We start from the raw sequence: 26808 nt of genomic DNA on the forward strand, positions 1-26808 counted from the left end.
ACAACTTAATAAACTCACTACCATGAAGTATTTTTTATTGTTTTGCCTTGGGGCAATTCTATTTAGCTGCACTTCAAAAGTCAGCACTCAACCTACAACCGCACCCACAAAGCTGGTGGAACTGGTAAATCCATTAATGGGTACCGATTCGGAATATAAACTTTCGAACGGAAACACCTACCCTGCCATTGCCCGTCCGTGGGGAATGAATTTCTGGACACCTCAAACCGGCCGAATGGGCGACGGATGGGGTTACACCTACGATTCGTACAAGATTCAGGGATTTAAACAAACACATCAGCCAAGTCCGTGGATTAACGACTACGCAGCTTTTTCGCTGATGCCGGTTACCGGTGAACTTAAATTCAAAGGAGCAGACCGTGCATCGTGGTTTTCGCACAAAGCAGAAGTGGCCCAACCGCACTATTACAAAGTGTACCTGGCCGATTACGATGTAACCACCGAGTTTACGCCAACCGACCGCGCGGTGTCGTTCCGTTTTACTTTTCCGGAGAACGACGAATCTTACATTCTTTTGGATGCTTTCGACGGAGGATCGATGGTAAAAATTATTCCTGAAGAACGTAAAATTATTGGTTACTGCCAGAACAATCACGGCGGTGTACCTGCCAATTTCAAAAATTACTTTGTCGCCGTTTTTGATAAAGATTTTGAGGTGGTAAAAACCTGGAAAGACGAAGACCTGCAGGAATCCGCTGAAGCACAAAGTTTCCATGTAGGTGGTATCGTTGGATTTAAAACCAAAAAAGGTGAAGAAGTAAATGTAAAACTTGCCTCATCGTTTATCAGTGCCGAGCAAGCCGAATTGAACTTAAGCAGAGAAATTGGTGATAAATCGTTTGAAACGATTAAAGCTGAAGGTGAGCAAATCTGGGAAAAAGAACTGGGACGGATTAAAGTAGAAGGTGGCAGCGAAGCCGAACAAAAAACATTCTACTCGTGTTTGTACCGCACCTTACTTTTCCCGCGTAAATTTTACGAGTTTGATGCCGACAACAAGATTGTACACTACAGTCCGTACAACGGTGAAGTTTTGCCGGGGTACCTATTTACCGATAATGGTTTCTGGGACACTTTCCGTGCTGTATTCCCGTTCTTTACGCTGATGTATCCTGACCTAAACAGCCAGATTATGGAAGGACTTGTAAATACCTACAAAGAAAGTGGGTGGCTGCCGGAATGGGCAAGTCCGGGTCACCGTGGATGTATGATCGGTTCAAACTCGGCATCGCTGATTGCTGATTCATATTTAAAAGGAATCCGCGGTTACGATATTGAAACTTTGTATGAAGCCATGATTAAAAACACCAAAGGCCACATGGAAGATATTAGTTCTGTTGGCCGTTATGGTGCCGAATATTACAACGAGCTGGGTTATGTTCCCTACAACGTAGGAATTAACGAAAATACAGCCCGTACACTTGAATATGCGTATGCTGACTATTGTATCTGGAAACTGGCGCAGGAACTGGGAAAACCTCAGGAAGAGATTGACCTGTTTAAACAACGTGCCCGCAATTTCCATAATGTTTACGATGCAGAAAGCAAGTTGATGCGCGGAAAAAACGAAGATGGTACTTTCCAATCACCATTTAGTCCGTACAAATGGGGCGATGCGTTTACCGAAGGAAACAGCTGGCATTACACCTGGAGTGTTTTCCAGGATATTGAAGGATTAAAAGAGCTAATGGGAGGTAATGATGAGTTTGTAGCAATGCTCGACTCGGTATTTGTTGTTCCTCCTATTTTCGACGATTCATATTATGGTGGCACCATCCACGAAATTCGTGAAATGCAAATTGCCGGGATGGGAAATTACGCACACGGTAATCAACCAATTCAGCACATGATCTACCTGTACAATTATTCCGATCAACCATGGAAAACACAAGCGCATGTTCGCGAGGTATTGACAAAATTATACTCTTACCAGGCCGATGGATATTGTGGTGATGAAGATAACGGCCAGACTTCGGCATGGTATGTTTTCAGTTCAATGGGATTCTATCCTGTTTGTCCGGGAACCGACGAGTATGTTTTGGGCTCACCCCTGTTCAACAAAATCACTGTTACGCTTGAAAACGGAAATGAGTTTGTGATTGATGCCACAAACAACTCAAAAGAAAACGTTTATGTGAATGATGTAGTGCTGAATGGCGAATCGTACAATAAAAACTTCCTGAAACATGCTACCATTCAAAATGGTGGAGAGATTGTTTTTGATATGGCCAGCCAGCCAAACAAAACTCGTGGAACGGAAACAAGTAGTTTCCCCTACTCGATGACTTTTGACGAAGAATAAGAAATTTCTGAAATAAGCCGAATCGATTGGTTTGGCTGCCATAAAATTCCATCCTTGTTTTACTTAAAAAGGATGGAATTTTTGTTTTCTATCAGTTCTAACACGAATGATGAAATTCATTTAGATTATAACTTTTATCATAATACACTGACATTTAGGCCAGCATATTTCCAGGGTAATTCAAATTAATCCTACATTTAAGCCACTTTTTTCAAAATCAATATTCCGGAAAATGAAAAATATGCGCGCACTGTCCATTTCCTTTTTGTTAATACTTACGCTGATTCAGTTGTCAGCCGGTGCTCAAAGCAAATTCAGCTATACCATTTCAATACCCGATCCATCATCGGAATCGTACCAGGTTGAAATGACGATCAGTGATGTAAATAGTGAATCGCTGGTACTGAAAATGCCTAAATGGATGCCGGGTTATTACCAGATTATGGATTACGCCAAAGATGTGCGCGACCTAACTGCCAAAAACGGAAACGGAGAATCACTAACGGTAAGTCAGTTAAACGATAATACATGGGAAGTAGCTTCAGGTTCGGTTGAACAAGTTAAGGTAAGCTACACAGTGGAGGCCAAACGCGCATTTGTAGCTGTAAGCAAAGTTGATGAAGAACATGCTTATATTGCGCCATGCAATACGTATTTGTACGTCGACGGGATGTTGAACAATCCTGCTGAAGTGAATGTAATACTTCCTTCGCAATGGAAAGATGTTGCCACCGGACTTCATCCGGTAAAAGGCACTTCCTCTAAATTCAAAGCTGAAAACTTTGATTTTTTATACGACTGTCCAATTCTGATCGGGAACTTAGAAGAACTGCCAGCGTTCGAAGTACATGGTATTGAGCATCGTTTTATCGGGTATAAAGTTGGCGAATTCGACAAAGTTGGATTTATGGCGAAATTGCAAAAATCGGTGGAAGCTGCGGTGGAACTTATGGGCGATATTCCATACAAACATTACACTTTTCTGGCCATTGGTCCGGGAATGGGCGGCATCGAACACCTGAACAGTACCACCATCAGTTTTGATGGAAATAACCTGCGCTCGCACGAAGCAGAAAACCGGATTTTGTCATTTATCACGCACGAATATTTTCATCATTACAATGTAAAACGAATACGACCGGTGGAGTTGGGGCCTTTTGATTACGACCGCGAAAACCGAACTACTCAACTTTGGGTAAGCGAAGGACTGACCGTTTATTACGAATATGTTGTTTTGAAAGAAGCCGGTTTATTGACCAGCGATGAGTTTATGCAAGCTTATTCGAATGAAATTACTGCTGCGGAAAACGATCCGGGAAAAGAATACCAGTCGTTAACGGAATCGAGTTTCCGCACCTGGGATGAAGGTCCTTTTGGAATTACAGCAGGAGAAGACCACTCGATCTCGTATTACGTAAAAGGACCGGTAGCAGGTCTACTGCTCGACTTTGCCATTCGCCACAACAGCAACAACAAACAGTCCCTCGACGATGTGATGCGTTATCTTTACAATCATTTCTATAAAGAGTTGGGACGTGGTTTTACCGACGCTGAAGTCCAGCAGGCTTGCGAAGTTGCTGCCGGCGCAAAACTCGATGAAGTGTTTGAATACATTACAACCACCCGCCCGTTGGACTACAAAAAATATCTCGGTTATGCAGGATTAAAACTTGCCGAACATAAAAATGAAAAAGGAAATACTTCTTATAAACTGGAACGATTGGATGACGTAAGTGAGGAGCAGCAAACTATTCTGCAGTCGTGGCTTCGGGAGTAAAACTGAAGTAGATATGATTAAACCTACCTCGTCAGCAATAGAATGGAACGATCCAAGCGTGTAAATTCCACTTTTGCAATAAGGAACAAGTTACAAATTCAGCCCCGAACGTTTATTAAATCACTGAAAAACAAGTACTGATAAAACCTTGTGCCCGCCTCTGTGTTTTACTGATAGAAACAATAAACAAAACGAGATGCAAAGTAATGCTGTAGGCTGGTTTGAAATTCCGGTTACCGACATGGATCGGGCGATAAAATTTTATGAAACAGTTTTGAGTGTGGAACTAAGTCGCAATAAAATGGGACCGCTGGATATGGCGTGGTTCCCGATGACGGATGAAAGTTATGGATCTACCGGTTCGCTGGTATGTCATCCGGAATTTTACAAACCATCTACCAACGGAGTGGTTGTTTATTTTACCGCCCATTCGGGCGACCTGAATAACGAACTTTCACGCGTTGCAGATGCCGGAGGAAAAGTGTTGCAAGCTAAAACTAAAATCTCCGACGAATATGGTTTTATGGCCTTGCTAATCGACAGCGAAGGTAACCGCATCGCTTTGCATTCGAGATCGTAGTATGAGATTTGACTAAAATCCCTTAGAATTTATCCAATCTGTATCTTGAGGACTTGTTTGGTTTCAGGCCTTACTTTAAAACGGTTATCCAATCGTTGCCCCATAATCCAAACGATCTTTTTTCCACTACAAAGCAGCCAGGTATTTTCTTTTTCGTGTAGCGGAATTTTTTGGTCGATAAAAAAATCGCTCACTTTTTTAAATCCGGTCATTCCCAGTGGTTGAAAATAATCACCTTGCTGCCATTTGCGCATCAACAGCGGAAATTGTATCTCATCCAAATCGACACACGCAATGTTTGCCTCTTTTATGATCGTAAAATCATTGGCATCCAATCGTTCCACCGAAATATCGAAAGGGGCAAATAATTCCATATCATCCGCTTCGATGTAATACACGCGGTCTTCATCGTTTGTCAGTTCCTGGATAAACAAAGCATCACGGTCTTTTACCAAACGGTGTGTTTTCGAAAAAAACTGTTTCCCCGAAAGCGTTTCCAGACTTTGAAAAACCGCATCCACCACGCTGGAATTAAATCCAAAACGTGAAAGAACCTCCAACAACACAGTTTTGGGATGTGCTGAATTCTGAAGCGCCGCAATTGAAATAACCGACTGATCTTTTTCCTCTGTCAATACTTCGTGAATTTCATTTCCAATGGCGTAATCGTACACTTCGTACACAACTTTCAGATTATCGACACTGGCCATAAAATTCTTTTTAAATGCCGGATTCAGCTCCGAAAACAAAGGCAGGATTTTATGACGTAAGAAGTTTCGTTGGTAAACCACTTCGTTATTCGATGAGTCTTCACGATAGGAAATATAATATTCAGCAGCGTACTTTTCAATGTCTTCGCGACTTGCAAATAACAGCGGACGAATTAGTTTTCCCTTTTTCTCTTTTATTCCGGTAAGGCCTTTTATCCCAGTTTTCCGCGACAGGTTTAAAAAGAAAGTCTCGATCAGATCGTCCTGATGGTGTGCTGTTACAATACAATCGTATTCATACTCTTTACGGATGCGCTCAAAAAATGTGTAACGCAACTCGCGCGCTGCCATTTCAATTGAAATACCTTTTAGCGAGGCGTACTCTTTTGTATCAAACGATTCGAAATGCGCCTGTGTGCCGTGCTGTTCAACCTGCTCGTGTACAAAAGCCTCGTCGCCTTCCGATTCTGTCCCACGTAACCTGAAATTACAATGGGCAATTCCATAGTCAAATCCCGAGCGCTCGAATAAATGCAGCAGCACCATGCTATCGATCCCACCGCTGACGGCCAGCAACACTTTTTGCTCCGGCTTAATCAGCTGCTTTTCCTTAATGTTGGTAATAAATTGATCGAACATGTTGCTGCAACATTTCTATTATTGTCACTCCTAATCAAGTTCAGGATGACGATTAATTATTTTTTGTGTTTTCCTACCGCCTGTGCAATGTTCAGAATCACCTCAACTGATTTTAGCATCGATGGGATTGGCACAAACTCAAAAGGACCATGGAAGTTATGACCACCGGCAAAAATATTTGGACAAGGCAGCCCGTCATACGATAGTCGTGCACCATCGGTACCGCCGCGAATGGCTTTAATCTTCGGTTCAACACCTGCATTTAGCATTGCCTTGCGAGCAATTTCGATGATATATTTTACCGGCTCAACCTTTTCGCGCATGTTGTAGTACTGGTCGGCAAGCTCCATCTCAACAATCTCGTTTCCATATTCGATGTTGATCAGGTTTACCACCTCGGTTAAAAACTGCTTTTTCTCTTCGAATTTAGTTTTATCATGATCGCGAATAAAGTACAACATCTCGGCTTCATCCACTCCTCCGCTCAACGATAAGAGGTGATAAAAACCTTCGTATTTTTCTGTATGTTCCGGACGCTGTGTTGGAGGCAGCATGGCAATAATTTTATGTGCTACCAGCAAGGCGTTTATCATTTTATTTTTTGCAGCTCCGGGATGTACACTCAGACCTTTAATTTTGATTGTGGCTCCGGCCGCATTAAAATTCTCGTACTCCAACTCACCAATTTCACCACCATCGAGTGTGTAGGCAAAATCAGCACCGAATTTCTTCACATCGAAATGATCGGTTCCCTTTCCAATCTCCTCATCAGGAGTAAAGGCAATACGGATTTTTCCGTGTTTTAAATCAGGTGAATTTAATAACTGCTCCGCTGCGGTTACAATTTCGGCAACACCAGCTTTATCGTCGGCACCCAAAAGTGTTGTTCCGTCGGCAGTAATAATATCCTGTCCTTTGTAATTCAGAATTTCTGGAAATTGTTTTGGATCGATACAAACATTGTTTTTCAGGTAAACCGAACAACCATCGTAATTTTCAATGATTTGCGGATCTACATTTTCACCCGAAAAATCAGGGCTGGTATCAACATGAGCAATAAAACCAACAACCGGGCTTTCGCTATCACCATTTGCAGGAATGGTTGCGGTTACATAACCATACTCATCCATTTCAACCTCGCTTAAACCGATCTCTTTCAACTCTTCAACCAGTTTTTTCATAAAAACAAGTTGCCGGTCGGTACTTGGATACGTTTTACTTTTAGGATCGGAAGTGGTGTATTGTTTCGCGTAACTGATAAATCGTTCTACTACTTTTTCCATTGTTTATTCTATTGACTTTGTAATTTAATATTTAACAGGATGTGCAAATTTATATTTTTTGTGCACGATAAAAACTGACAAAACTTTTAAACGTCATCCGAATTGAAAGCAAATCCGAGACGTTTACCCGTAACCATTTTCGAATGACTTATTTTTTGCATCATCTGATCGACGGTAGCCATTTTTACCTGATCGTAAACCGGCATCAACGCATCAAACTCGATACTGTACTGAATAGCTGTTTCAACAATCTGCCGAATTACTCCGGGAGAAATTGTATCGATGGCAAAATCTTTTACCACTTCGTCTGACTGGCGTTTTCCTTCAACAAAAAAATGTTTGTCTTTGTTGACGAAAATCCGGGCAACCAGGTAACCAAGATCGTTTACACGGTTGTATTTAAACGAGTCGGCCAGAAAATTATAAATGTTTATTACACCGCAATACGAACGCATGGGATCTTCCTCTATGTATTTTGTTTTCCAAACCGGGTGTTTGTCGTCGAACTCAAACACATTAGAGTGCATACTAAAAATAAGCATGTCGCCGCCAACTTTAAACTCGGCTTCAAAAGGTCCCCTTTCTCGGAAATCGGGCAAAGCCACATCGGGTAGTTTGCCTTTTACAGCCTTTAAATACTCTTTTTCAAGTTGCTCCAATACTTTTTTAAGAATGGTGAAAGTCTGCAGCGTATTCTCGTAAACCTGTTGTTTTACCGTTGATTTAATTACCAGTGCTTCAAGAAACGAAGCCCGAACCTCTTTTTCTGTCATAGCGTACAATTATTAACTTTTAAATGTACACAATTACACAAAAAAAAGAAAGCAGCCCGATTGAGCTGCTTTTATAAAAAGATGCCATCTGTGTTTTTTTCAACACAGCCAGATGGCATCTTTCGAAATATATTAGTATGCTAATGCAAACAATACCCTACGTTTTGAAGGTTTGCCCGAATAGATACAAACGCCTTCTTCCTCTTCGTATTCCAAAGGCATACAACGAATAGTTGCCTTGGTTTCGTTTTTAATGAGGTCCTCGGTTTCCGGAGTTCCATCCCAGTGTGCAGAGATAAAACCACCTTTTGTTTTCAACACTTCTTTAAACTCTTCCCAGGTATCAACCTTGCGCGTATTTTCGGCTCTGAAATCGTAAGCTTTCTGGAAAATATTTTTCTGAATTGTATCAAGCAAGTCTTCAACGTACTGATCAACATTTTCAATCGAAGTCACTTCTTTAGTCAATGTATCACGACGAGCAACTTCCACAGTTCCATTTTCCAAATCGCGTGGTCCCATTGCCAAACGCACAGGAACACCTTTTAATTCGTACTCGGCAAATTTCCATCCCGGTTTGCGCGTATCGCGATCGTCGTATTTTACTGAAATACCTCTTGCTTTTAATTTGGCAATAATCTCATCCACTTTTTCGGTGATGGCAGCCAACTGATCCTCTTTACGGTAAATCGGAACAATCACCACCTGATATGGAGCTAATTTTGGAGGCAGTACCAAACCGTTATCGTCAGAGTGTGCCATAATCAAAGCTCCCATCAAACGGGTTGAAACACCCCACGATGTTGCCCACACGTAATCTTCTTTTCCTTCTTTAGTTGCAAAAGTTACATCAAAAGCTTTGGCAAAATTCTGACCAAGGAAGTGCGACGTACCCGATTGCAGTGCCTTTCCATCCTGCATCAGTGCTTCAATTGAATAAGTTTCCAAAGCACCGGCAAAACGCTCGTTGGCCGATTTTAATCCTTTTACAACCGGAACGGCCATAAAATTCTCAGCAAAATTAGCGTAAACGTTAATGATTTTTTCTGTTTCCTCGATCGCTTCTGCTTTTGTTGCGTGTGCGGTGTGACCTTCCTGCCACAAAAATTCGGCAGTACGAAGGAATAAACGAGTACGCATTTCCCAACGTACAACATTTGCCCACTGGTTACACAAAATTGGCAGGTCGCGGTACGACTGAATCCAGTTTTTATACGTGTTCCAGATTATGGTTTCCGAAGTCGGTCGAACGATCAATTCCTCTTCCAATTTTGCATCGGGATCAACCACTACTCCACCATTTTCTTCATCATTTTTTAAACGGTAGTGTGTTACCACTGCACATTCTTTTGCAAAGCCTTCAACGTGATCGGCTTCCTTGCTAAAAAAAGATTTTGGGATAAACAACGGGAAGTATGCATTAACGTGACCGGTTTCTTTAAACATGCGGTCGAGCTCGGCCTGCATTTTTTCCCAAATAGCATAGCCATAAGGCTTTATAACCATACAGCCTCTAACTGCTGAGTTCTCAGCGAGGTCTGCTTTAATTACCAAATCCTGGTACCATTGTGAATAATTCTCGCTACGCGAGGTCAATTCTTTCGCCATAATCTAATATTTGGTATAGATTTTGTTTTTACATTATTAATTTTGAGCTTACAAAGAAAGTAATTATTATTGACATTAAATAAACGGAGGATACCTTATGAAATCAAGATTAACATTATTAGGATTACTGGCTGTCATTCTGGGAGCCTGTACCACGGGAGGATATGTGTCAGGTACTTATTCCGACGACATCTATTTTAATCCGGGTGAAGTTCCTCCTCCAATTGCAGTTGAAGAGGTTGTTGCACAGGAACCGGTTCAGAAATCGGCCAACACCATGATCATCAGCAATATTGAAAAAAATGATGATGGTACCAACACCATGAACAACTACATATTTGAAGGTTCGGAAGAAGATGCTGATGTGTTGCGCTACAACATGGACCAAATGGACATGGAAGCCAGCGACACAACTGTTTACTACAACGATGATGAAATGAAATACGTAATAAACAACTATTACGATGGCGAGGAACTGGATTACGCTTACCGTATCCGCCGTTTCCACCGTCCGTATTTCTACGATCCATTTTATTGGGATAGTTGGAGTTATTACGATCCGTTTTATTACGACCCATATTATTCATCAATGTACTACCCTTCATGGTCACTTAGCTGGTCGCTTGGCTGGGGCGGATTCTATTCCGGCTGGGGCTGGGGTTATAATTATCCCTACTATGGCTGGGGCTACGGATATTACCCACCCTATTACGGTGGTTGGTACGGCGGAGGCTGGTATGGTGGCGGCTGGTACGGCGGCGGCTATTATGGCGGCGGCGGTTACTACAACGATTACGGAAGAGGTTATTCCTATGGTCAACGCAGATCAACCGGAACAAATGTATACCGTGGCGATGCCAACCGCAGGTCTGCTTCAGCAGCAGCTGCTTCGGCAAACAATAACAGAAGAGGTTCGAGCACTGTAAATAAATCAGCAAGTGCCAACGACAGAACTGCCAATTCAACAGCAAGACGTACAACCGGTACAACAACCCGGTCGGCTACAAATAATGCACAAGTTCTTACCGAAAGAAGAAGAGATTCAGGCACTACTACCCGCCCGTCAACTTCTTCGAAATCGGCAACAACTACACGAACTCAAAGTTATACACGACCAGGTTCGGCAACTACAAGCAGAACTTATACAAGACCGAGTAGTTCAACAAGCTCTGCAACACCTCGTGTTGTAACTCCGAGTAACAGTAACCGTTCATCTAACAGTTACTCGGCTCCAAAATCGACTTCAACGTACAACAGATCATACCGTTCAAGCTCTACCTACAACCGCAGCTCAAGCAGTGGTGCTTCTTCAAGATCGTACCGTGCTCCTTCATCAACAAAATCGAGCAGTAGTTACAGAAGCAGTACACCTAGCAGAAGTAGCAGTAGCAGTAGCAGTAGCAGTTACAGAAGTAGTGGAAGCAGCAGCGGAAGAAGTAGCAGCGTATCGTCGGGAGGTTCAAGAAGTTCGGGCAGCTCGAGCGGCTCAAGAAGTTCTAGTGGCTCATCAGGCGGAAGAAGAAGATAGCTTTAGTAACATTCCGGAACATTAACGACAAAAACTATTTGCCATGAAAAAGAATATTTCAATCCTTTTACTTGCCCTTTTCGTGCCCTTTTTTATGCAGGCACAGGATTTGCTCGATGCACTTCGCTATTCTAATATTCAGGTATCGGGAACAGCACGTGCCGGAGCAATGGGTAATGCATTCGGGGCTTTAGGTGGTGATTTCACTTCAATTAGTATAAATCCTGCAGGTTTGGGAGTTTACCGCTCGTCGGAATTGACCGTTACTCCAAAATTTACGTACGGCAAAACTGAAGGCAATTACATGAACACCTCAATGGAAGATACCAAATACAACTTTGCATTGAACAATTTAAGTTATGTAACTACCATTCCAACAGCGGCTACCAGCGAAGCAGGCCTTATCAGTATTAACCTTGGAATTGGTTACAACCGACTGAAGGATTTTAACAGCAACGCTTTAATGGGTGGTTCGGGAGTTACAAGCTCGTTTCTCGACGACCTGATTGAAAATGCAAACGGAGAAGATCTTAACGGTGCAGGCTGGAGCGATTTTTATGAAGAACTGGCCTATTATAATCCAAATACTGAATCGGGAGCTGATTTAATTTATTACGATGATGAGGCTGGACTTTGGCGAAGTGATATTCAAAAAAATCCGTTCGATCAGAATATTGAAAACTACCCGGTATCGCAACGCAAAAGTATCTCTCGTTCCGGATCGATCGATGAGTACAGCTTTGCCGTTGGATTAAACTTTAACCATAAAGTTTACCTTGGTGCTACCTTGGGGGTAACAGATATTTATTATCGCGAATCTAGCACCTACGAAGAGTGGGACCAACAGGGTAATATTCCGAATTTTGTTGATATGCAATTCGACAGTTACCTGAGAACTACCGGAACAGGTTATAACTTTAAGTTTGGTATGATTTACAAACCTGTTAACGAAGTTCGTTTAGGTGTGGCACTGCATACGCCAACTTTTTACGACATGCACGATTTCTTCCATACTGCTATGTATTCAAGAAATGATTTTGATGGAACAGGTGTAGTCGATGACTCGGGATTCTCACCACTAAATAATTACGACTATCAATTGCAAACTCCATTGCGAGCCACTTTTAGTGGTGCATTTGTTATTGCTAAAAAAGGTTTGATCAGTGTAGATTATGAATATGTTGATTATTCAACGGCAAAACTGAGAAGAGGTGGTGACGGTTATAACTTTACCAGCGAGAACCAGGAAATTAGTGATGCTTATAAATCAGTAGGTAACATTCGTGTTGGAGGAGAATTACGTGCAACTAACAATTTAAGTTTACGCGCCGGTTACGAGTATTATCCAACCGCATATAATTCAACTTCGTTAGGCAACGACCAGTTTAAATCTGACGACAAACTGAATATTTATTCGGCCGGATTTGGCTATCATTTTGGAAGTTTTACTTTCGATCTTGCATACCGTTTATCTCAACAACAGGAATACGAACTTCCATACAGCGCTCCTTCATCAGGTTACTACCCGGTGCCGGAAGCAGCCAAGTTTGACGGATCGACACATGATGTACTATTTACTTTAGGATTTAAATTCTAAGATAGAAAACGATATTTTAAGAGAGACACATTCCTACGGGGTTGTGTCTTTTTTTATGCATTTAATTTGGCTACAAAAGCGTCTTTAAAACTCAGACTCACCGGTAGCTTTACATCGCCCAGTTTTACCTGTTTTCCTTCGAGATAAACCACTTTCGATAACGACACCACATACGATTTATGAATCTGTCCGAAACGGTCTTCAGGAAGCTGTGCAATAAAATCTTTAAACCTTCCGTGTACCATTAACGATTGGGTTTCAGTAACAAAACGTACATAATCGCCCTGTGCTTCCAGGTAGATAATTTCATCGAAATTAAGCCGGTAATCTTTTTTATTGGCACGAACCATCAGGTGCTGCCCGGTGCTTTCGTTTCTGGAAGAAGAACGTTCGATAGCCCTGTTGACTGCAGTTCGGAATCGTTCGAACGAAACGGGTTTTAGCAAATAATCAACCGCATCAACCTCAAAACCTTCGAGCGCAAACTCGGGATAGGCAGTGACCAAAATACACAGTGGCGGTTCTTTTAAACTTTTTACAAACCCAATTCCGCTTAATTTGGGCATGTTTATATCCAGAAAAAGTAAATCAACGTGTTTCTCTTTTAATAACTGACCGGCTTCAAGCGCATCGTTACAAACTCCGCTTAACTCCAACTCCGGACAAGCTTCAATAAAATCGCGGATAACGTCTTGCGATAAAGGTTCGTCATCAACAATAATACAGTTTAATGTCTTTGTTCTGGCCATGCTTAAAACTAATTCAGTTGCACCTGTAAAAGTACTTTAAATGTGTCTTTGTTGTCCGAGATTTTAAGTTTGTGTTGATTGGGGTAGATCATTTCCAGCCGCTTTCTCACATTCTCAACTCCAATACCGTGGTATTTGGCCGAAAACGGATCGTTAGCTTTTCCCTTACTATTTTCAACCTCAAAATGCAAAACTTTCCCCGATACTTCGACATTAATCTTCACAAATGCATTTTCTGCTCCACCTTTCATTCCGTGTTTAAAACTGTTCTCTACAAAGGGAAGAAATAACAACGGAGCTATTTTTTTCTCTCTTATCTCGCCAACAATATTGAATACAATTTGGCTTTTGCCCGAGCGAAGATTCTGCATATCGATATAATTCTGCAGCATTTCCACTTCCTTTTCCAAATCGATAAAATCGGCATCCGACTCGTAAATAATATGGCGCATCAGGTCGCTAAGCTGAACGATCTTATCAGGCACTTCTTTTGATTCTTTTCGTGCCATGCTGTAAATGCTGTTCAGCGAATTAAACAGAAAATGCGGATTGATCTGCGATTTTAAAGCTTTTAGCTCCGCCTGCGATTTTTCCTTTTCAAGTTCTTCGGCACGGAACCATCCCCGCGCGAGGTGTAATAAACTGGAAATAAACAGGTAAATGGCAAAAAACAGTGAGATATCCCAAAAGCTGTAATAGGCTATAAAATAATAGCCCTTAAAGATATAGTCGATCAAATTATCGAATAAAAGCAGGTAAAAGCCCGATCCCAAAGCAGTTAAAACAAGCACTGCTCCAGCGTAACTAAAATAGTTACCACGCTCCCAAAGTAGCGGAAAAAGTAAATTCAGATTCAGGTACACCACACAAACAATGGGCAGATGAAAAACAGCCGCGTAAATCAGGTCGATTTGCTTTACTTCGGCCGATACTTTTAGTACGTTCATCAAGATTAAAAACGATAAACACCAAAACAGGATATGTTGTAATACCCTGTCTTTTAGAAGCCGGCCAAATGTTATTTTAAGGCGCCTGTTCATTTTTTTCGATATAACTCAACGTCTAATCCATCTTCAAAAGCTTCTTCCGAATCAACGTATTTCGTAACAAATTTTTGCAATTCTTTAGGCTTGGCAGTAAGCAATATAACATCGCCGTTATCCTCATGATGAATCCTGATTTTGTTTTCTTTTATCAGATCTTCCAACCATTCCGGATCGAACCATCGAATTTCGAGTTTATCCTCATAAACCTTTAATTTGGCAAAAGTATGCACCGGCACCAGATGCAAGTCAGACAAGGTAATATTGTCTTCATCTCCGTATTCTTCAATGTAAAAATCCAGAAAATACTCATCAGCCAGTTTGATTACATGCACTTCAAATTTCGATTCTTTCACTACTCCACTCTCGTTTGAAGTAAGGGTGAGTACATATCTTTTTTTGTCACGAATTCCATCTTTTTTATCACCAAGAAATGGATGGGTGAAATTCCACGAATCATCACCATCACCAAAAACAACATCCTGGTTATCGTCCTCGAACCATTCGCCCAACAGCAAATCGTTTTCAAATAAATCGTCGTCGGTATATAAAGGGTAAAAAGAATAGACTACACACCCCGAGAGCAGCAAAGTTATAATTGCGATTACTAAAATATTACGCGTTTTCATTTTGTTTAATTTTTTAATTTCTACTCAAATTTAGAGGAGATTTACTGCCTCAAAGAATTTTTTCGTTGAGATGTGGCTTTTTGTCGTTGAGATAAAAACACCGCTCAGCAGCAAAATGAAAACCCGTCTAAACCATTAAAACAGGTAATGTAATCCGATGTACACACCCGAATCGCCATCGCGTTCATCGGCGGCCATACCGTAGTCGCAACGAATTACAAAGTTCTCGTTCATTGCAACACGCAAGCCCAAACCAAACGAATAGTGCATGGCTTCTGCGTCGTTTTCGAAATAACTATCTAATGGACTTGGGTAAATTGCAGGAACAATGATATTGGATTTATCCACTTCAGACTTTTTTGTAACACGACCGAAATCGGCAAAAGCATTCAGTCCCAAATAAAAGTTGTTATTAATGAACTGGAAACGAGCGAATTTCCAGCGAGCTTCAACATTACCAAGAAATACACCATCGCCAACTACCCTGTTTCGTAATATTCCGCGCAACGAATTGGCACCTCCCAAACCTTCGGAAGTAGCACTTTTCATTACCGAGGTAATCAATTGTGTTTGATAATAAAAAGGAGCTGTACCGGTTAATGTAGTCTGGTAAGCCAGTCGATAGGCAAACGACAGATCGTTTGGTACAATGGTAAAATACTGGCGATGAATAAGGCTCAATTTTGTAAAACTGTGTTCGCCACCCAGAAACTCGGGAGACCCCAATAATACGGCTTCAGTCCACATTCCTTTCATCGGATTAGGTTCATTATCGCGGGTATCGTAAACAATACCGGCTTTTAATGTTGGCACAAAACCACCGTTGGCATCTTCGTCCGAAATAATCCCCCATTCACGGTATATTTCATACAATCCAGGTGCCTCGCTATGAGGAGGCAATAAATCTTCATCGTCTTTATTTTTATTCAGCTTGTCGATATCAACATAATCCAACTTAAAATTAAGCAGGTTAAAACCACCAACCCAGTCAAATTTTTCTCCGGCAAGATCTCCACGTAAATCAACTTTAAAACGGAATAACTTCCGGTCGTATTTATAAAACATCCGCGTTCTGTAATCCGACGTTTCATCGTCGTACCAGTCTTTGTTTACAACCGCATCGTAGCCATTAAATCCGTAAAAATCGTAGGCACGGTCACTTAAGTAACTAATATCGAGCGATGTCTTCAGTCCGGGAATAAGTTGATCCGAATCGTAGTTAAAACGATTAATCCCACTACCTTTTGTAAACCTCGACACTTCGAGATAAATACTGTGATTGTACTTCGGATAGCGGCTTCCGTCGCCATAATTAAACAGGTTAATCAAACCTCCATACTGAAATCCGAGATCGGTATCAAAAGTAACTGCAGGTAGTGCGCCAAAGTTCCAGCCTTGTTTTGTAAGGCTTTCCTGTGCATGAGTACCAATAACCAAAGAAAGTAAAGCAACGAAAAGCAGAATACGTTTCATTTTTGTTCGATTTTAGTTAGACTGAGAAAGTACAAGTAATAACATTTAGAATGAGCTGTATTGAAATACGTGGTCGAATATAACTAAAAATAGGATGATTTTATAATCAATTTCGCTTTGTGATAAATTGTTTACCGAACGGACTGCCTGTTGACATGAACGTCTATGATGCGGCGGCATGGAGTTCGATAACTCCGTTAAGCGAGTGGTCGGTTGCCAACGGATCGAAACCGATTGAAGTGCCTGATTTCACTCGTGGCGCCTGGAAAACCAATAAATCACTTGAACTGACTCTGGAAGGCGGAGGCACAACCAAAGTGAGAAATCTTAAGGCTGTAAACGCCGAAGGACAGCTTGATATTTAATTCTATCGAAATAAAAAAAGGGACGTTCTTACGTCCCTTTCTTCATTAATAACTCTATTATTTCCTTTGCTAAACGATTATCGGTCAGCAATGAATTTCTTTATTCAATCACAAATTCAAATTCTTCGTCGGTTGGAGGTGTGCACATATCATCGTTACAACTCATCCACTGAATGTAACCGCTAACTTTAGCCGGTTTTTCCGTCACCCAAATTTTATGCGAAATCGTAGCCGTTTCCTTAAAATAGCTCACTTCCATGTCAAAGGTTTTATCGTGTGCTTTTTTTGATGGAGTTACTTCAACAGCCTTTCCAAATTGCTTGCAGTTTTCCAAGGTCTCGAAGTTGAACGAAGTTTTTATTGGTCCACCTTCGTCCAAATCGACACCATATAATTTAAAACCGGCATCGATTTTTGCTGTTGCCACAATTTCGTACTGATTTCCACCTTTTAATGGTTTGATTTTTACATCCCATTTTACCGGAACCACCATTTGTGCCTGTGTAAAAACCACAAACAAAACAAATGCTGCTGCTAACAAATATTTTTTCATTTCTAACTATTTTATTGATTCGAAAACTTCTTATACGCTTAATTCATCCAAATGATTCTTCGAAACGTCAATTACATCTGATCCTGAAAACGCTGTGGTTCAAAAATAATGTCTACGATATCGGCACTTTTCAGGAACGAACGGGCTGCTTTTTCAATATCCTTAGTTGTTACACGGTCGAGAATTGCATCGTAATATTCCGGATCCAACATGTTTTCGCCGGTATCGTAATACGTTTGCAGTACATTCAGCCAGTAGCTGTTTTTCTCGTTCTGGTGTTCTGCATTTTTCTTCATATTCAATACCACTTTATCCAGGTCCGACTGTCGAACATTTTTCTGCACCTCATCAAGTTCCGCCAATACCAGCGATCGCAGATATTCAGCTTTTGTTGGATCACAGTCAAACCGGATCTCCATTCCGAGCCTGCTTTGTGGAATTGTTGATGCAGAACTTTTCACTCCTACTCCATAGGTTCCACCCTCTTTTTCCCTGATGTTTTCCATAAAACGGAGGTCGAGAACAGATTTTAAGATGCTATGGTAAATAACGTTTTCTCGCGAGTATTTCGCCTTGGCATTCATTTTCATGTACACCGACGATTTATTATGTGTAGGAATACCTATTCTGTAGGTATTATTTCCTTTCGGAAAATAATGTCCGTGATCCACCCACTTCTCTTTTTCTCCGGTACTGCTGATCGATCCGATATATTCTTCTACCAGCGGTTTTAAAGTTTCGGCATCAATGTCGCCAACGATAAAGAAATAGAAATCGCTGGCATTGGAAAAACGCTCACGATAAATTTGCTCCATGCGTTCGAAACTCATCTGATCGAGGTAGTATTTGTTAAAATCAAGTGCTCTTGGATTTCCATTAACCAGTATCGAATTCAAGGTATCTTTTACGATCTCACCAACCGATTTCACTTTGTTCTCCAGGGTTTTGTAATTCCGCGCCATTTGGTTGTCGAACTTTTCTTCGTCGAAACGCGGTTCTTCAAAACGCATGTAAACCAGTTGCAACATCGTTTCCAAGTCGGCAGGAGTTGAACTACCTGCAACAACGTCGATGTAAGGTCCCACTTTAAACGAACTGCTTGCGGTTTTTCCCGCCATTACTTTTTTATAGGAAATCGGATCCAGTTCGCCAATTCCAAAGGTCTTAACAAAACTGTTAACGGCAACCGCCGACGGCAAATCTTCCACCTCGTATATCGAGGTTCCTCCATAACTTTGTGCAGTAAGACGCACCGAATTTTTCTGAAAATCGGCAAAACGATAGATCACTTTGGCACCATTCGACAGCGTCCATTCAACCGCGTCAAATTCTTTCAATTCCTTTTCGTTTACAATTTTACCGGGCTGCGGCTTAACCGGAAGCAATTCGGCATTTACCGGAGTATGATCATTGTAGGCTGCTAAGTCGCTTGATTCAACAGTTGAAATGATTTCTTCAATTTCTTCCTGTGTGATAAAATCCACCTCGGCATTTGACGGACCTACCACGGTGTAATACCTGTTTTTATCACCCAGATACTTCGAAGCAACTGCCGAAACTTCTTCGAGTGTGATACCCGGAACCACTTCTTTTACAAACTGATAATTGAATGAAGACTCGGGTAACGAAGAACCTTTCAGGTAAACATTTTTCAGCGCCTTTCCATAACCGTCGGATGAAACCTGATCGCGTTTATTGTAGTTATTTTCAGCACCGGCAATCAGGTTCAATTTGGTTCTTTCCAGCTCACTTTCGGTAAATCCGTCGTTGAGTACTTGCTGGAAAACCGAATAAACTTCTTCGAAAGCCGTTGCCTCTTCTCCTACCCTGGCAGTGGCACTTACTTTAAATATTTTATAATCGCGAAGTAGACTTGCAACCTGAACTTTTGCGCCTAAAAACGGTGCATCGGCACTTTGCGTAAGTTCGGAAAAACGTTGCCGCATAAGGCTATTAAAGATGCTTAGAATATAGGTTTCACGGAGTTGAGCCATTGTACCGTCAGTTTGATATTTATGGCGAACATTCAGAGAAACGGTTACATTTTTTACATCGCGATCGGTAGCCACGGCATACATCGCTTCGTCATTATCAGGAATGGTATCAGCTGAATTACGCGATACCGGATTTTCGATGGCAGCGATCGGAGAGAATAATTCGATCACCTGTTTTTCAATTGCATCAACATCGATATCGCCAACTATAGCAATCGCCTGTAAATCGGTGCGGTACCAGTCGTGGTAAAAGCTGCGAATTTCTTTCGGATCGAAGTTTTTGATCACATCCAACTCACCGATCACATCGCGTTCGGCATATCTCGAACCGTTATAAACCGTTGGTGCCAGTTGCGCATTTACCCTAAAACCTGAGTTTCGGCGGGTGCGCCATTCCTCGGTAATTACACCTCGCTCGGCATCCAGTTCTTCTTCTGTAAGCGCCAACCCGTCGCACCAATCGCGTAAAATAATCAAACACGAATCCACTAATCCGTCAACGGCAGTTGGAACTTTACTGATGTTATAAACGGTTTCATCGGTGGTGGTATACGCATTTATATCTTTCCCGAATTTCACACCGTTACGTTCAAGCATGTCGAGCATGGTTTTTGCCGGAAAAGTCTCGGTGCCGTTAAACGCCATGTGCTCCAGAAAGTGAGCAAGGCCGTCTTGTTCGTCAGTTTCTAAAATGGCTCCAACATTTTGATAGATGTAGAAGCTGGCCCTTTTTTCGGGTACTTCGTTGTGCTTGATGTAGTAGGTCAAACCATTTGGTAAGACACCGGATCGAATTTCCGGATCGAAAGGTATTGGGCGCGACAAATCAGAAAATTGTTGCGCAAATAAATTCAGGCTCAAAAGAATGAGCCCACTAAGTATCAGAAAAAATTTATTCATTATTTCAATTTTTGAATCAAAGACGTGCAGAATTAGATTTCTGCTTTCTATTTCCCGTTAACAGCTATTTCAAGGAGTTCATTGCCCTGCTGCATTTGTTCGAGTTCGAACTGAACGTTCACTCGCTTTTTCTCGTGAGTTGGAGTTTTTTCGAGTGCAGATTTTTTGAGTTCAATCGCTTTTTGGGTGTATCCCTGGCTATAAAGTAAATTGGCCTGTAAGTTTTCAACTGTATATTTTCCGGGAATCAATTGATAACAGTAGTCAACCCAATTTGTCAGCCGGTTGTAATCGGCATCAGTTTCTGCAAACTGCAGATAAAGATGCCCGGTTTTAACAATTTCTTTTACAAGCGAATTTGCCTGACTGCCTTCTTTGTACTTCTTTTCATAAAATTCGTACTGGACATTTTCATTATCTTCATTGGCCCGCAGATAACCTTCGTAAAAGTCACGGTCTTCCTGTTTAATGTCCTCCAGCGATTTTGCATTCATAAGACTATCAACATAGGCTGTCGCCTGTAGCCTAAATGCAGGATAATCTTTTTTAAGCAAACTGTACTCCATTTCGTAATAGCCCAGCTTTTTAACGCGGCCGCTCTTCTTTTGTAATTCACGGCTTGCGTTTATAAAAGACCGCATCAGTTCGGGACTTTGAATTTTATAAGCTTCCTTTAGTGTCGATTGAATCATCAGGCTTTTCAACCTCGACAATCTCTTCTCTTCCTGTTGGTCTGCTGCTTTTATAAAAGTATCATAGTTGGTATCCAATATCTCTTCCGCTTTACCACCACACAACAAAAAACGTTGATTTTTGAGCAGAAAATGCATCATCTCTACGCTATTCTCATTCATCTCGGTTTGAACCTTTAACCAGGCTTCAATTCCATGATTTGGATTAACGCCAAACTCCACCATTTTACGACAATACATTTTCAGAAAAGCTTCGTCGTTCAGCTTGTTCGGGAACATGGCCTGCAAGGTTTCGAGGTTGTATTCGGCACCCAACGATTCTATTGCCTTATTACCAAATCCAACCATATCTCTTCCATGGCTGCTTCCGGTTCCCCGGTATATCATATTCCCTTCGCCGTCTACAAACATTAGTGTGGGGTAAGCATTAACTTCATATTTTTTAGCAGCATCGAATCCTTCTTTTTCCGCATCGAGTTTAATATTGATAAAGTGGCTGTTATAAAAATCGCCAACTGCTTTTTCCTTAAACGGTCCCGCAGCAAGTGTTTTACAAGGAGCGCACCACTGTGTGTAAAAATCGATAAAAATGAGTTTATCCTGTTGTTTGGCTTTTTGAACAGCCTCTTCGAAAGTAATGTGCTGAAATTCGATTCCCTGCGAAAAGCCAAACTGACTGAACACCAACATCACCATCATTATTACAACCGATTTTCTCATTCTATTTATTTTTCGTTTTCAATAAATTATAAACTCGCTCGCAGATTTACTTCAAAATCAATTAAAATACAGTAATCTTTTCTCCCGATTTCATTAATTCGATGTCGGCCAGAATTCCTGTACTCTTACCGTGGTCTTTTGTATCGTTTAATGCGATTTCGTATGCCTCCTCTTTTATTTCGATTGCTTTGGCCTTATCGTTTCCAAAAAGGTAAAGGATATTGGCATAGTCGCTCATAGTGGTTGCATCGCCAGGGAGCAGATCATAAGCCGTTTTCATCCAGGCCACCACTTCTGATTTTTCTTCTTCGCTTACAACAAATTTTGAATAACTATTTACCAGGCCGGTAATGGTTTGAGCCTCGCGAAATGCATAAGGTCTTGTTGCAAGTGCCTGCACATCGCCTTCTTCTCTCCGCTTTAAATTATCGAGGTAAGCTTCTCTCAATTGCTCAATATTAAGCGAGTTGATGTAGTTGACAATATCGTCGTGTACCATTGCTTTGTACTTCTCTCCTTCTCCTGCATTCAGGTAATAATAAGTGTAAGCGCGTTTTCGCGTCTCGTCAGAACGTTTTACTCCGGCTTCAACTGCACGATCGAGCGCGATGTCAAGAATGGTAGTATCTTTTTTCAGGATGGCATAATCCGTTGTTTTTTCCACCATCGAACGCGGAAGTTTCTGGAACTTTGCACGAACATCTTTCCGTACATAAAGTTTCCAGATTTCGGAACCTAAATTTCGCTGAACGATTTCATCGGCGATTCCACCAAAAACAATCTCCTGGTAATGTTGTGCCAGAAACTCAACCATTTCCTTGTCGGTCTCTTTCATAGTTGTCTGGATTGACAGGTAGTGCTCCAGCACTTCGGTATAATTTGTCGATTGACTTCTGGCCAGAATATCCAGGTATTTCCTAACGAATTTTTCGTCGTTCTTTTCGGTAACATAACGCTCGGCATAACGACCAACACTGTTACTATCGTTGGCATATTCAAGCGCCAGTTTCACCTCTTTCATAAAAGCATCCTTTTGCATATAGGCTCCAAAACGGTAAACCACCAAACCATCGCCATCGATAAAAACATAACCGGGCAATGCAGTGATACCATAACGGCTTTTGATCATCGGGCCTTCTCCACGCTCAACATCCACTTTTAAAGCAATCAGATGTTCGTCGAAAAATTGACCAACTTCTTCATCCTTAAAAACAGTTGAAGCCATTTTCTTACAAGGGCCACACCAAACAGCGTATCCGTCGATAAACAAAATTTTGTTCTCGTCTTTGGCTTTTTTAATTGCTTCTTCCAGACTACTATGCTCGAAATTAATTCCCTGTGCTCCTGCTGAAAGTGTAACTGCTAATAGAATCAGTATTGTGTATATAAATTTCATCTGCTTAAATTTTAATTTTTAGGACAAGGCACTACTTTTTTAAATCTTCCAGTTCTTTTTCTACCCTGCTGCGTACTCTGCTGTTCTCAGGAATTTTGTTTAAAGCGATTTCCTTGTATTCGATGGCTTCTTCAATTTTGCCTTGTTTTTTCAGTGCATCCGAACGTAATTCATCCATTTTATAATCGTCGGGGATTAACTCAGAACCGTAATCGATCCATTTATACAACTGTTTGTAATCCGACTTTTTCTCGGCACAGTACCGCAAATAATAACGCGCCACGCGGTTAATGATGTTTGTTTGCTCCAGTGCTTCCCTGCCTTTTTCCAGTTCTTTCAACTTCGCATTTCCCATCAAACTTGGCCGATATCTTGTTTCCTTATATTCTTTGTAGTAGGCCGCATCATCCAGTCTGATCTGCTCCAGCGATTTGGCGTTCATCACACTGTCTAGATAAACCGTGGCCACTTTTCTATACTCATCATATTCTTTAGCCAATAACAGATAGTCCATTTCGTAGTCCTTCAGGTCGCTTACATTCTTTTTGTCGTCAGGATATTTTTTCCATGTATCGATGTACAAACGCATCAACTCAGGACTTTTCTGCATGTAAGCCTGTTCCCTGGTATTTTTAACGATCGCGTACTTCAGGTTCTCGAGTTTTGTTTCTTCCGCTTTTGTTGCGATGTCCATGTATTCGTCGAAATTGGCGTAAAGAATGGCCTCTCCTTTTCCTCCCACGATAAGGTATTTAAAGTGCTCCATCAGGTACTCCATCATGTCCACATCGTCTTCTTTTATTTCTGTCTGAATTTTCAGCCAGTCATCAATTGCAGCAACCGGATATTCCTTATAACCGATCATTTTTTCGATGTACATTTTCAGAAAACGTTCGTCGTTATTCCCGCTTTCGTATTGTTTTTTCAAATCTGAAAGACTGTATCCACTACTCAGGGCATTCACCGCGTCGGTGGCCATTTGCAGGGTTCCCGAAATGCCTTTAGCGCCGGTTGCCTTATATACCATTTCGCCATCTCCGTTTAAAAACATAAGGGTAGGATAAACATGCACATTGTATTTGCGGGCTGCTTCACGGCCTTCCTTTTCGGCATCGAGCTTTACATTAATAAAGTCGCGGTTATAAACGGTTCCCACTTTTTCATTCGGGAAAACACCTTTTGTCATTCCCTTGCACGGAGCGCACCAAACTGTATAAAAATCGATAAATACCATTTTATCTTCGGCTTTGGCTTTTTCAAGCGCTTCTTCCAAACTAATGTGTTCGAATTCGATACCCTGTGCAAAGCTCTTCCCCTGAACAAAAAACACGAGTACTGTGAATAATAGAATAATCTTTTTCAAATCTTTCATTTTAACCTGTTTATATGATATCGTAAAATGTAGCTGTTTGTTACAATGAACGTTTCATAATAGAGACCCCAAAATTTGCATGCACGGGTGACAAAGTGTTGTCACCCTCACCAACCAGAAACTCTCGCTTTCATTAGTATTAACAATACATTTAGAACTTTCAAGCCGGGATCTTCGCAAAACTAGTTTTAGTCGCACAACTCAATCGCAAAACATAAACACCTGTTATAATGCCACTTACAACCCCCACTATTCATCAACACTAAAAGAAAAATATAAAAACACCAGCCTGGGAACACAAACAACTGTCGAACTTAGTCTTTTGTTAAACGGCATGCACCAGCCTATTTTAGCCATACATTAACGTATCATTAACAGGAAAAGGAAGTATTTTTTGGTGTTGGTGTCACCCTTAGGAAAATCCTGTAAGGATTAATAATCTCATGTTGACTTCAGATTGCTTCTCCGTCCGTTGACGGATCGCAATGACACGGAATCACAGGATAATGAGTTAGCGGACAACGTGAATCGTTATAAGAAATTGTCAGTGGATGTCCGCTGCCGGAGCCTCCCATCACAATTGTCATGGCGAGGAAGTAAAGCGGACGAAACCATCTTTACTCCGAGACCAGCGCTTTCAGCAATCGTTCGGGAATACCACTTGATGGCCGGAGCACGTTGTTGTAAACCAATTTTCCTTCGGGATTGATAATGGAAAAATGCGGAACCGCGGTAACTCCCAGTTCAGAATACAGTTTTTGCTTTTTAGCACAGAACAGATGTGTTCCTTTTGGCTTATATTTCTGCACGTAATTGGTCCACTTTTGTTGGTCGTCGACGTTATCTACCGAAACACGAATAAATTCAACCGGATAATCCTGCAACCTGTCTTCCAGTTCATCAAAATACGGAACTTCCAGGTTCGAAGGTCCCGACCAGGTTGTCCATATTTCCAGATAAATCCATTTGCCATGGTAATCGCTTAAGCGAATTGAATCGCCATGAACATTTACAGCCTGAAATTCGGGAAATTCGTTCCATTCGGTCGCTGAATATTCAGCATTTCCCTCAGCAGATTGAACTTGCTCAAGTAAAAATTCTTTCCATTGTCCACCATAATTTTCAATCGCCTCAATATATTCAGGATTCGAACCTTCCTGAAAAACCAACGAGTACAGATTACCGGTAACAATATAATCTTTAACGAACTGATTTTCAACATAATCCGCTAAACGAATCTCGTTCAAAATGTATTCTTTTCCATTGCCGAGTAGCTGTTTCGGATCGTGTATACGGAGATAATCGATGTAAGCATTTAATACCCGTCGGTAATAACCGGAGTAAATTGCTTCATCAATATTTGAATCGACGAGTGTTTCCTCAAGCAGTTTTAACTCATTCTCCGAATACTTTTCATAAGTCTGCGTTTGGCGAATTTTCAGACCAATCTCATTCTGAATACGGTAATATTTTTGATCGATCTCAACAAAACGCATAAAAGCAGCCGAATGATTTGGTACCCTCTTTTTGAAATCAGCGATGAATTGAGCTGTGCGCTCATCAATATCGTTATAAGTGGGCACAACCGGTTTTTTGATTATCGTCACACTCTTTTTGCTTCGATTATTTATAACCTGATTGTTTCGATTCTCCCATATTTTCGCCCGTTCCTTCTTAATCTGCTGAAGTAGTATATTTTGCTCTACAGCGATAGAATGGCCCGTAAAAACTGCACCGTCATCACCAACATGAATATTTAAAGAATCACCCGGCTCGAGGTAACACCATAAGTTTTCGATACTTGTTGGCGTTGAAAGGTAAAGCAGTTCAGGAACTTTGGTCCTTTTTTCGATATGAATAACTCCTTCACGGTCTTTTGCATTTAACTCCGATCGTTCCCAAATATTAAACAGGCCTTTTATACTAACCTTATTATCTTCGCGATTTGCAGAAGTTAAGGTAACCGTAACTTTATCGGAAACCGATTCTGTTTTACTGCACCCAATAAAAAGTAACAGTACAAAGGCCGGAAGTACTCCCCTGAAAAAAATTGTATTTGCAATTTTACCTCTCATTTTATTGAACACAGGTATTGCTATGGTTT

General features: G+C 41.2%; 20 protein-coding genes. 6 read left to right on the top strand and 14 right to left on the bottom strand.

The annotated features are described in order from the left end of the window. The first annotated feature begins 22 nt into the window (after nt 1-22). From SLH46_RS13790 to SLH46_RS13800, 3 genes are all read left to right on the top strand, one after another. Nucleotides 23-2323 (top strand): GH92 family glycosyl hydrolase, encoded by a 2301-nt coding sequence (locus SLH46_RS13790; protein ID WP_320281786.1) that lies wholly within the window; start codon nt 23-25, stop codon nt 2321-2323. A 232-nt stretch (nt 2324-2555) separates the two neighbouring features. Continuing rightward, the gene (locus tag SLH46_RS13795) at nt 2556-4100 is read left to right on the top strand and encodes a M61 family metallopeptidase (RefSeq protein ID WP_320281787.1); all 1545 of its coding nucleotides are present in this window, start codon (nt 2556-2558) and stop codon (nt 4098-4100) included. A gap of 196 nt (nt 4101-4296) precedes the next feature. Then, nucleotides 4297-4680, top strand: a complete 384-nt coding sequence (locus tag SLH46_RS13800) for a VOC family protein (protein ID WP_320281788.1) — start codon at nt 4297-4299, stop codon at nt 4678-4680. Nucleotides 4681-4709: 29 nt separating this feature from the next. Here the strand turns inward: SLH46_RS13800 and tilS are convergent, their stop codons facing one another. The 4 genes from tilS to proS form a co-directional block, all read right to left on the bottom strand. Next, the gene (tilS, locus tag SLH46_RS13805; protein ID WP_320281789.1) at nt 4710-6029 is read right to left on the bottom strand and encodes a tRNA lysidine(34) synthetase TilS; all 1320 of its coding nucleotides are present in this window, start codon (nt 6027-6029) and stop codon (nt 4710-4712) included. A gap of 56 nt (nt 6030-6085) precedes the next feature. Further along, nucleotides 6086-7312 carry a peptidase T gene (gene pepT, locus SLH46_RS13810; protein WP_320281790.1) on the bottom strand — a complete coding sequence of 409 codons (1227 nt, stop codon included), beginning with the start codon at nt 7310-7312 and terminating at the stop codon, nt 6086-6088. An 86-nt stretch (nt 7313-7398) separates the two neighbouring features. Beyond that, nucleotides 7399-8085, bottom strand: coding sequence for a hypothetical protein (locus SLH46_RS13815; RefSeq protein WP_320281791.1), 687 nt, complete (start codon nt 8083-8085; stop codon nt 7399-7401). Between the two features lie 132 nt (nt 8086-8217). Next, the gene (gene proS / locus SLH46_RS13820; RefSeq protein ID WP_320281792.1) at nt 8218-9693 is read right to left on the bottom strand and encodes a proline--tRNA ligase; all 1476 of its coding nucleotides are present in this window, start codon (nt 9691-9693) and stop codon (nt 8218-8220) included. 97 nt (nt 9694-9790) lie between these two features. On the opposite strand from proS, the gene SLH46_RS13825 reads away from it, so the two are divergent. Both SLH46_RS13825 and SLH46_RS13830 read left to right on the top strand, forming a co-directional pair. Beyond that, nucleotides 9791-11221, top strand: a complete 1431-nt coding sequence (locus tag SLH46_RS13825) for a hypothetical protein (RefSeq protein ID WP_320281793.1) — start codon at nt 9791-9793, stop codon at nt 11219-11221. A gap of 43 nt (nt 11222-11264) precedes the next feature. Next, nucleotides 11265-12818, top strand: a complete 1554-nt coding sequence (locus tag SLH46_RS13830) for an OmpP1/FadL family transporter (RefSeq protein WP_320281794.1) — start codon at nt 11265-11267, stop codon at nt 12816-12818. Nucleotides 12819-12871: 53 nt separating this feature from the next. On the opposite strand, the gene SLH46_RS13835 is transcribed toward SLH46_RS13830, so the two are convergent. From SLH46_RS13835 to omp85, 4 genes are all read right to left on the bottom strand, one after another. Then, nucleotides 12872-13567, bottom strand: a complete 696-nt coding sequence (locus SLH46_RS13835) for a LytR/AlgR family response regulator transcription factor (RefSeq protein ID WP_320281795.1) — start codon at nt 13565-13567, stop codon at nt 12872-12874. A gap of 8 nt (nt 13568-13575) precedes the next feature. Further along, a complete protein-coding gene (locus SLH46_RS13840; protein WP_320281796.1) occupies nt 13576-14514 on the bottom strand; it encodes a sensor histidine kinase in 939 nt (312 codons plus the stop codon). 89 nt (nt 14515-14603) lie between these two features. Continuing rightward, nucleotides 14604-15239 carry a hypothetical protein gene (locus SLH46_RS13845; protein ID WP_320281797.1) on the bottom strand — a complete coding sequence of 212 codons (636 nt, stop codon included), beginning with the start codon at nt 15237-15239 and terminating at the stop codon, nt 14604-14606. A gap of 135 nt (nt 15240-15374) precedes the next feature. After that, on the bottom strand, nt 15375-16712 hold the full coding sequence (omp85, locus tag SLH46_RS13850) for an Omp85 family outer membrane protein (RefSeq protein ID WP_320281798.1): 1338 nt from the start codon (nt 16710-16712) through the stop codon (nt 15375-15377). A 119-nt stretch (nt 16713-16831) separates the two neighbouring features. Here omp85 and SLH46_RS13855 point away from each other — a divergent pair, with 119 nt between their 5' ends. After that, entirely contained in the window at nt 16832-17077 is a 246-nt protein-coding gene (locus tag SLH46_RS13855) for a hypothetical protein (RefSeq protein ID WP_320281799.1), read from the top strand. A gap of 100 nt (nt 17078-17177) precedes the next feature. On the opposite strand, the gene SLH46_RS13860 is transcribed toward SLH46_RS13855, so the two are convergent. From SLH46_RS13860 to SLH46_RS13885, 6 genes are all read right to left on the bottom strand, one after another. Continuing rightward, on the bottom strand, nt 17178-17630 hold the full coding sequence (locus SLH46_RS13860; RefSeq protein ID WP_320281800.1) for a protein-disulfide reductase DsbD domain-containing protein: 453 nt from the start codon (nt 17628-17630) through the stop codon (nt 17178-17180). A gap of 71 nt (nt 17631-17701) precedes the next feature. After that, complete coding sequence (locus SLH46_RS13865) at nt 17702-20524, bottom strand: M16 family metallopeptidase (protein WP_320281801.1); 2823 nt, start codon at nt 20522-20524, stop codon at nt 17702-17704. A 47-nt stretch (nt 20525-20571) separates the two neighbouring features. Next, a complete protein-coding gene (locus SLH46_RS13870; protein ID WP_320281802.1) occupies nt 20572-21936 on the bottom strand; it encodes a thioredoxin family protein in 1365 nt (454 codons plus the stop codon). Nucleotides 21937-21997: 61 nt separating this feature from the next. Beyond that, on the bottom strand, nt 21998-23332 hold the full coding sequence (locus SLH46_RS13875) for a thioredoxin family protein (RefSeq protein WP_320281803.1): 1335 nt from the start codon (nt 23330-23332) through the stop codon (nt 21998-22000). Between the two features lie 31 nt (nt 23333-23363). Continuing rightward, complete coding sequence (locus SLH46_RS13880) at nt 23364-24704, bottom strand: thioredoxin family protein (protein ID WP_320281804.1); 1341 nt, start codon at nt 24702-24704, stop codon at nt 23364-23366. Between the two features lie 617 nt (nt 24705-25321). Beyond that, nucleotides 25322-26779 carry a TlpA family protein disulfide reductase gene (locus SLH46_RS13885; RefSeq protein WP_320281805.1) on the bottom strand — a complete coding sequence of 486 codons (1458 nt, stop codon included), beginning with the start codon at nt 26777-26779 and terminating at the stop codon, nt 25322-25324. Nucleotides 26780-26808 lie beyond the last annotated feature (29 nt).

The organism is Draconibacterium sp. IB214405, from assembly GCF_033963885.1.
Taxonomy (GTDB): Bacteria; Bacteroidota; Bacteroidia; order Bacteroidales; family Prolixibacteraceae; genus Draconibacterium.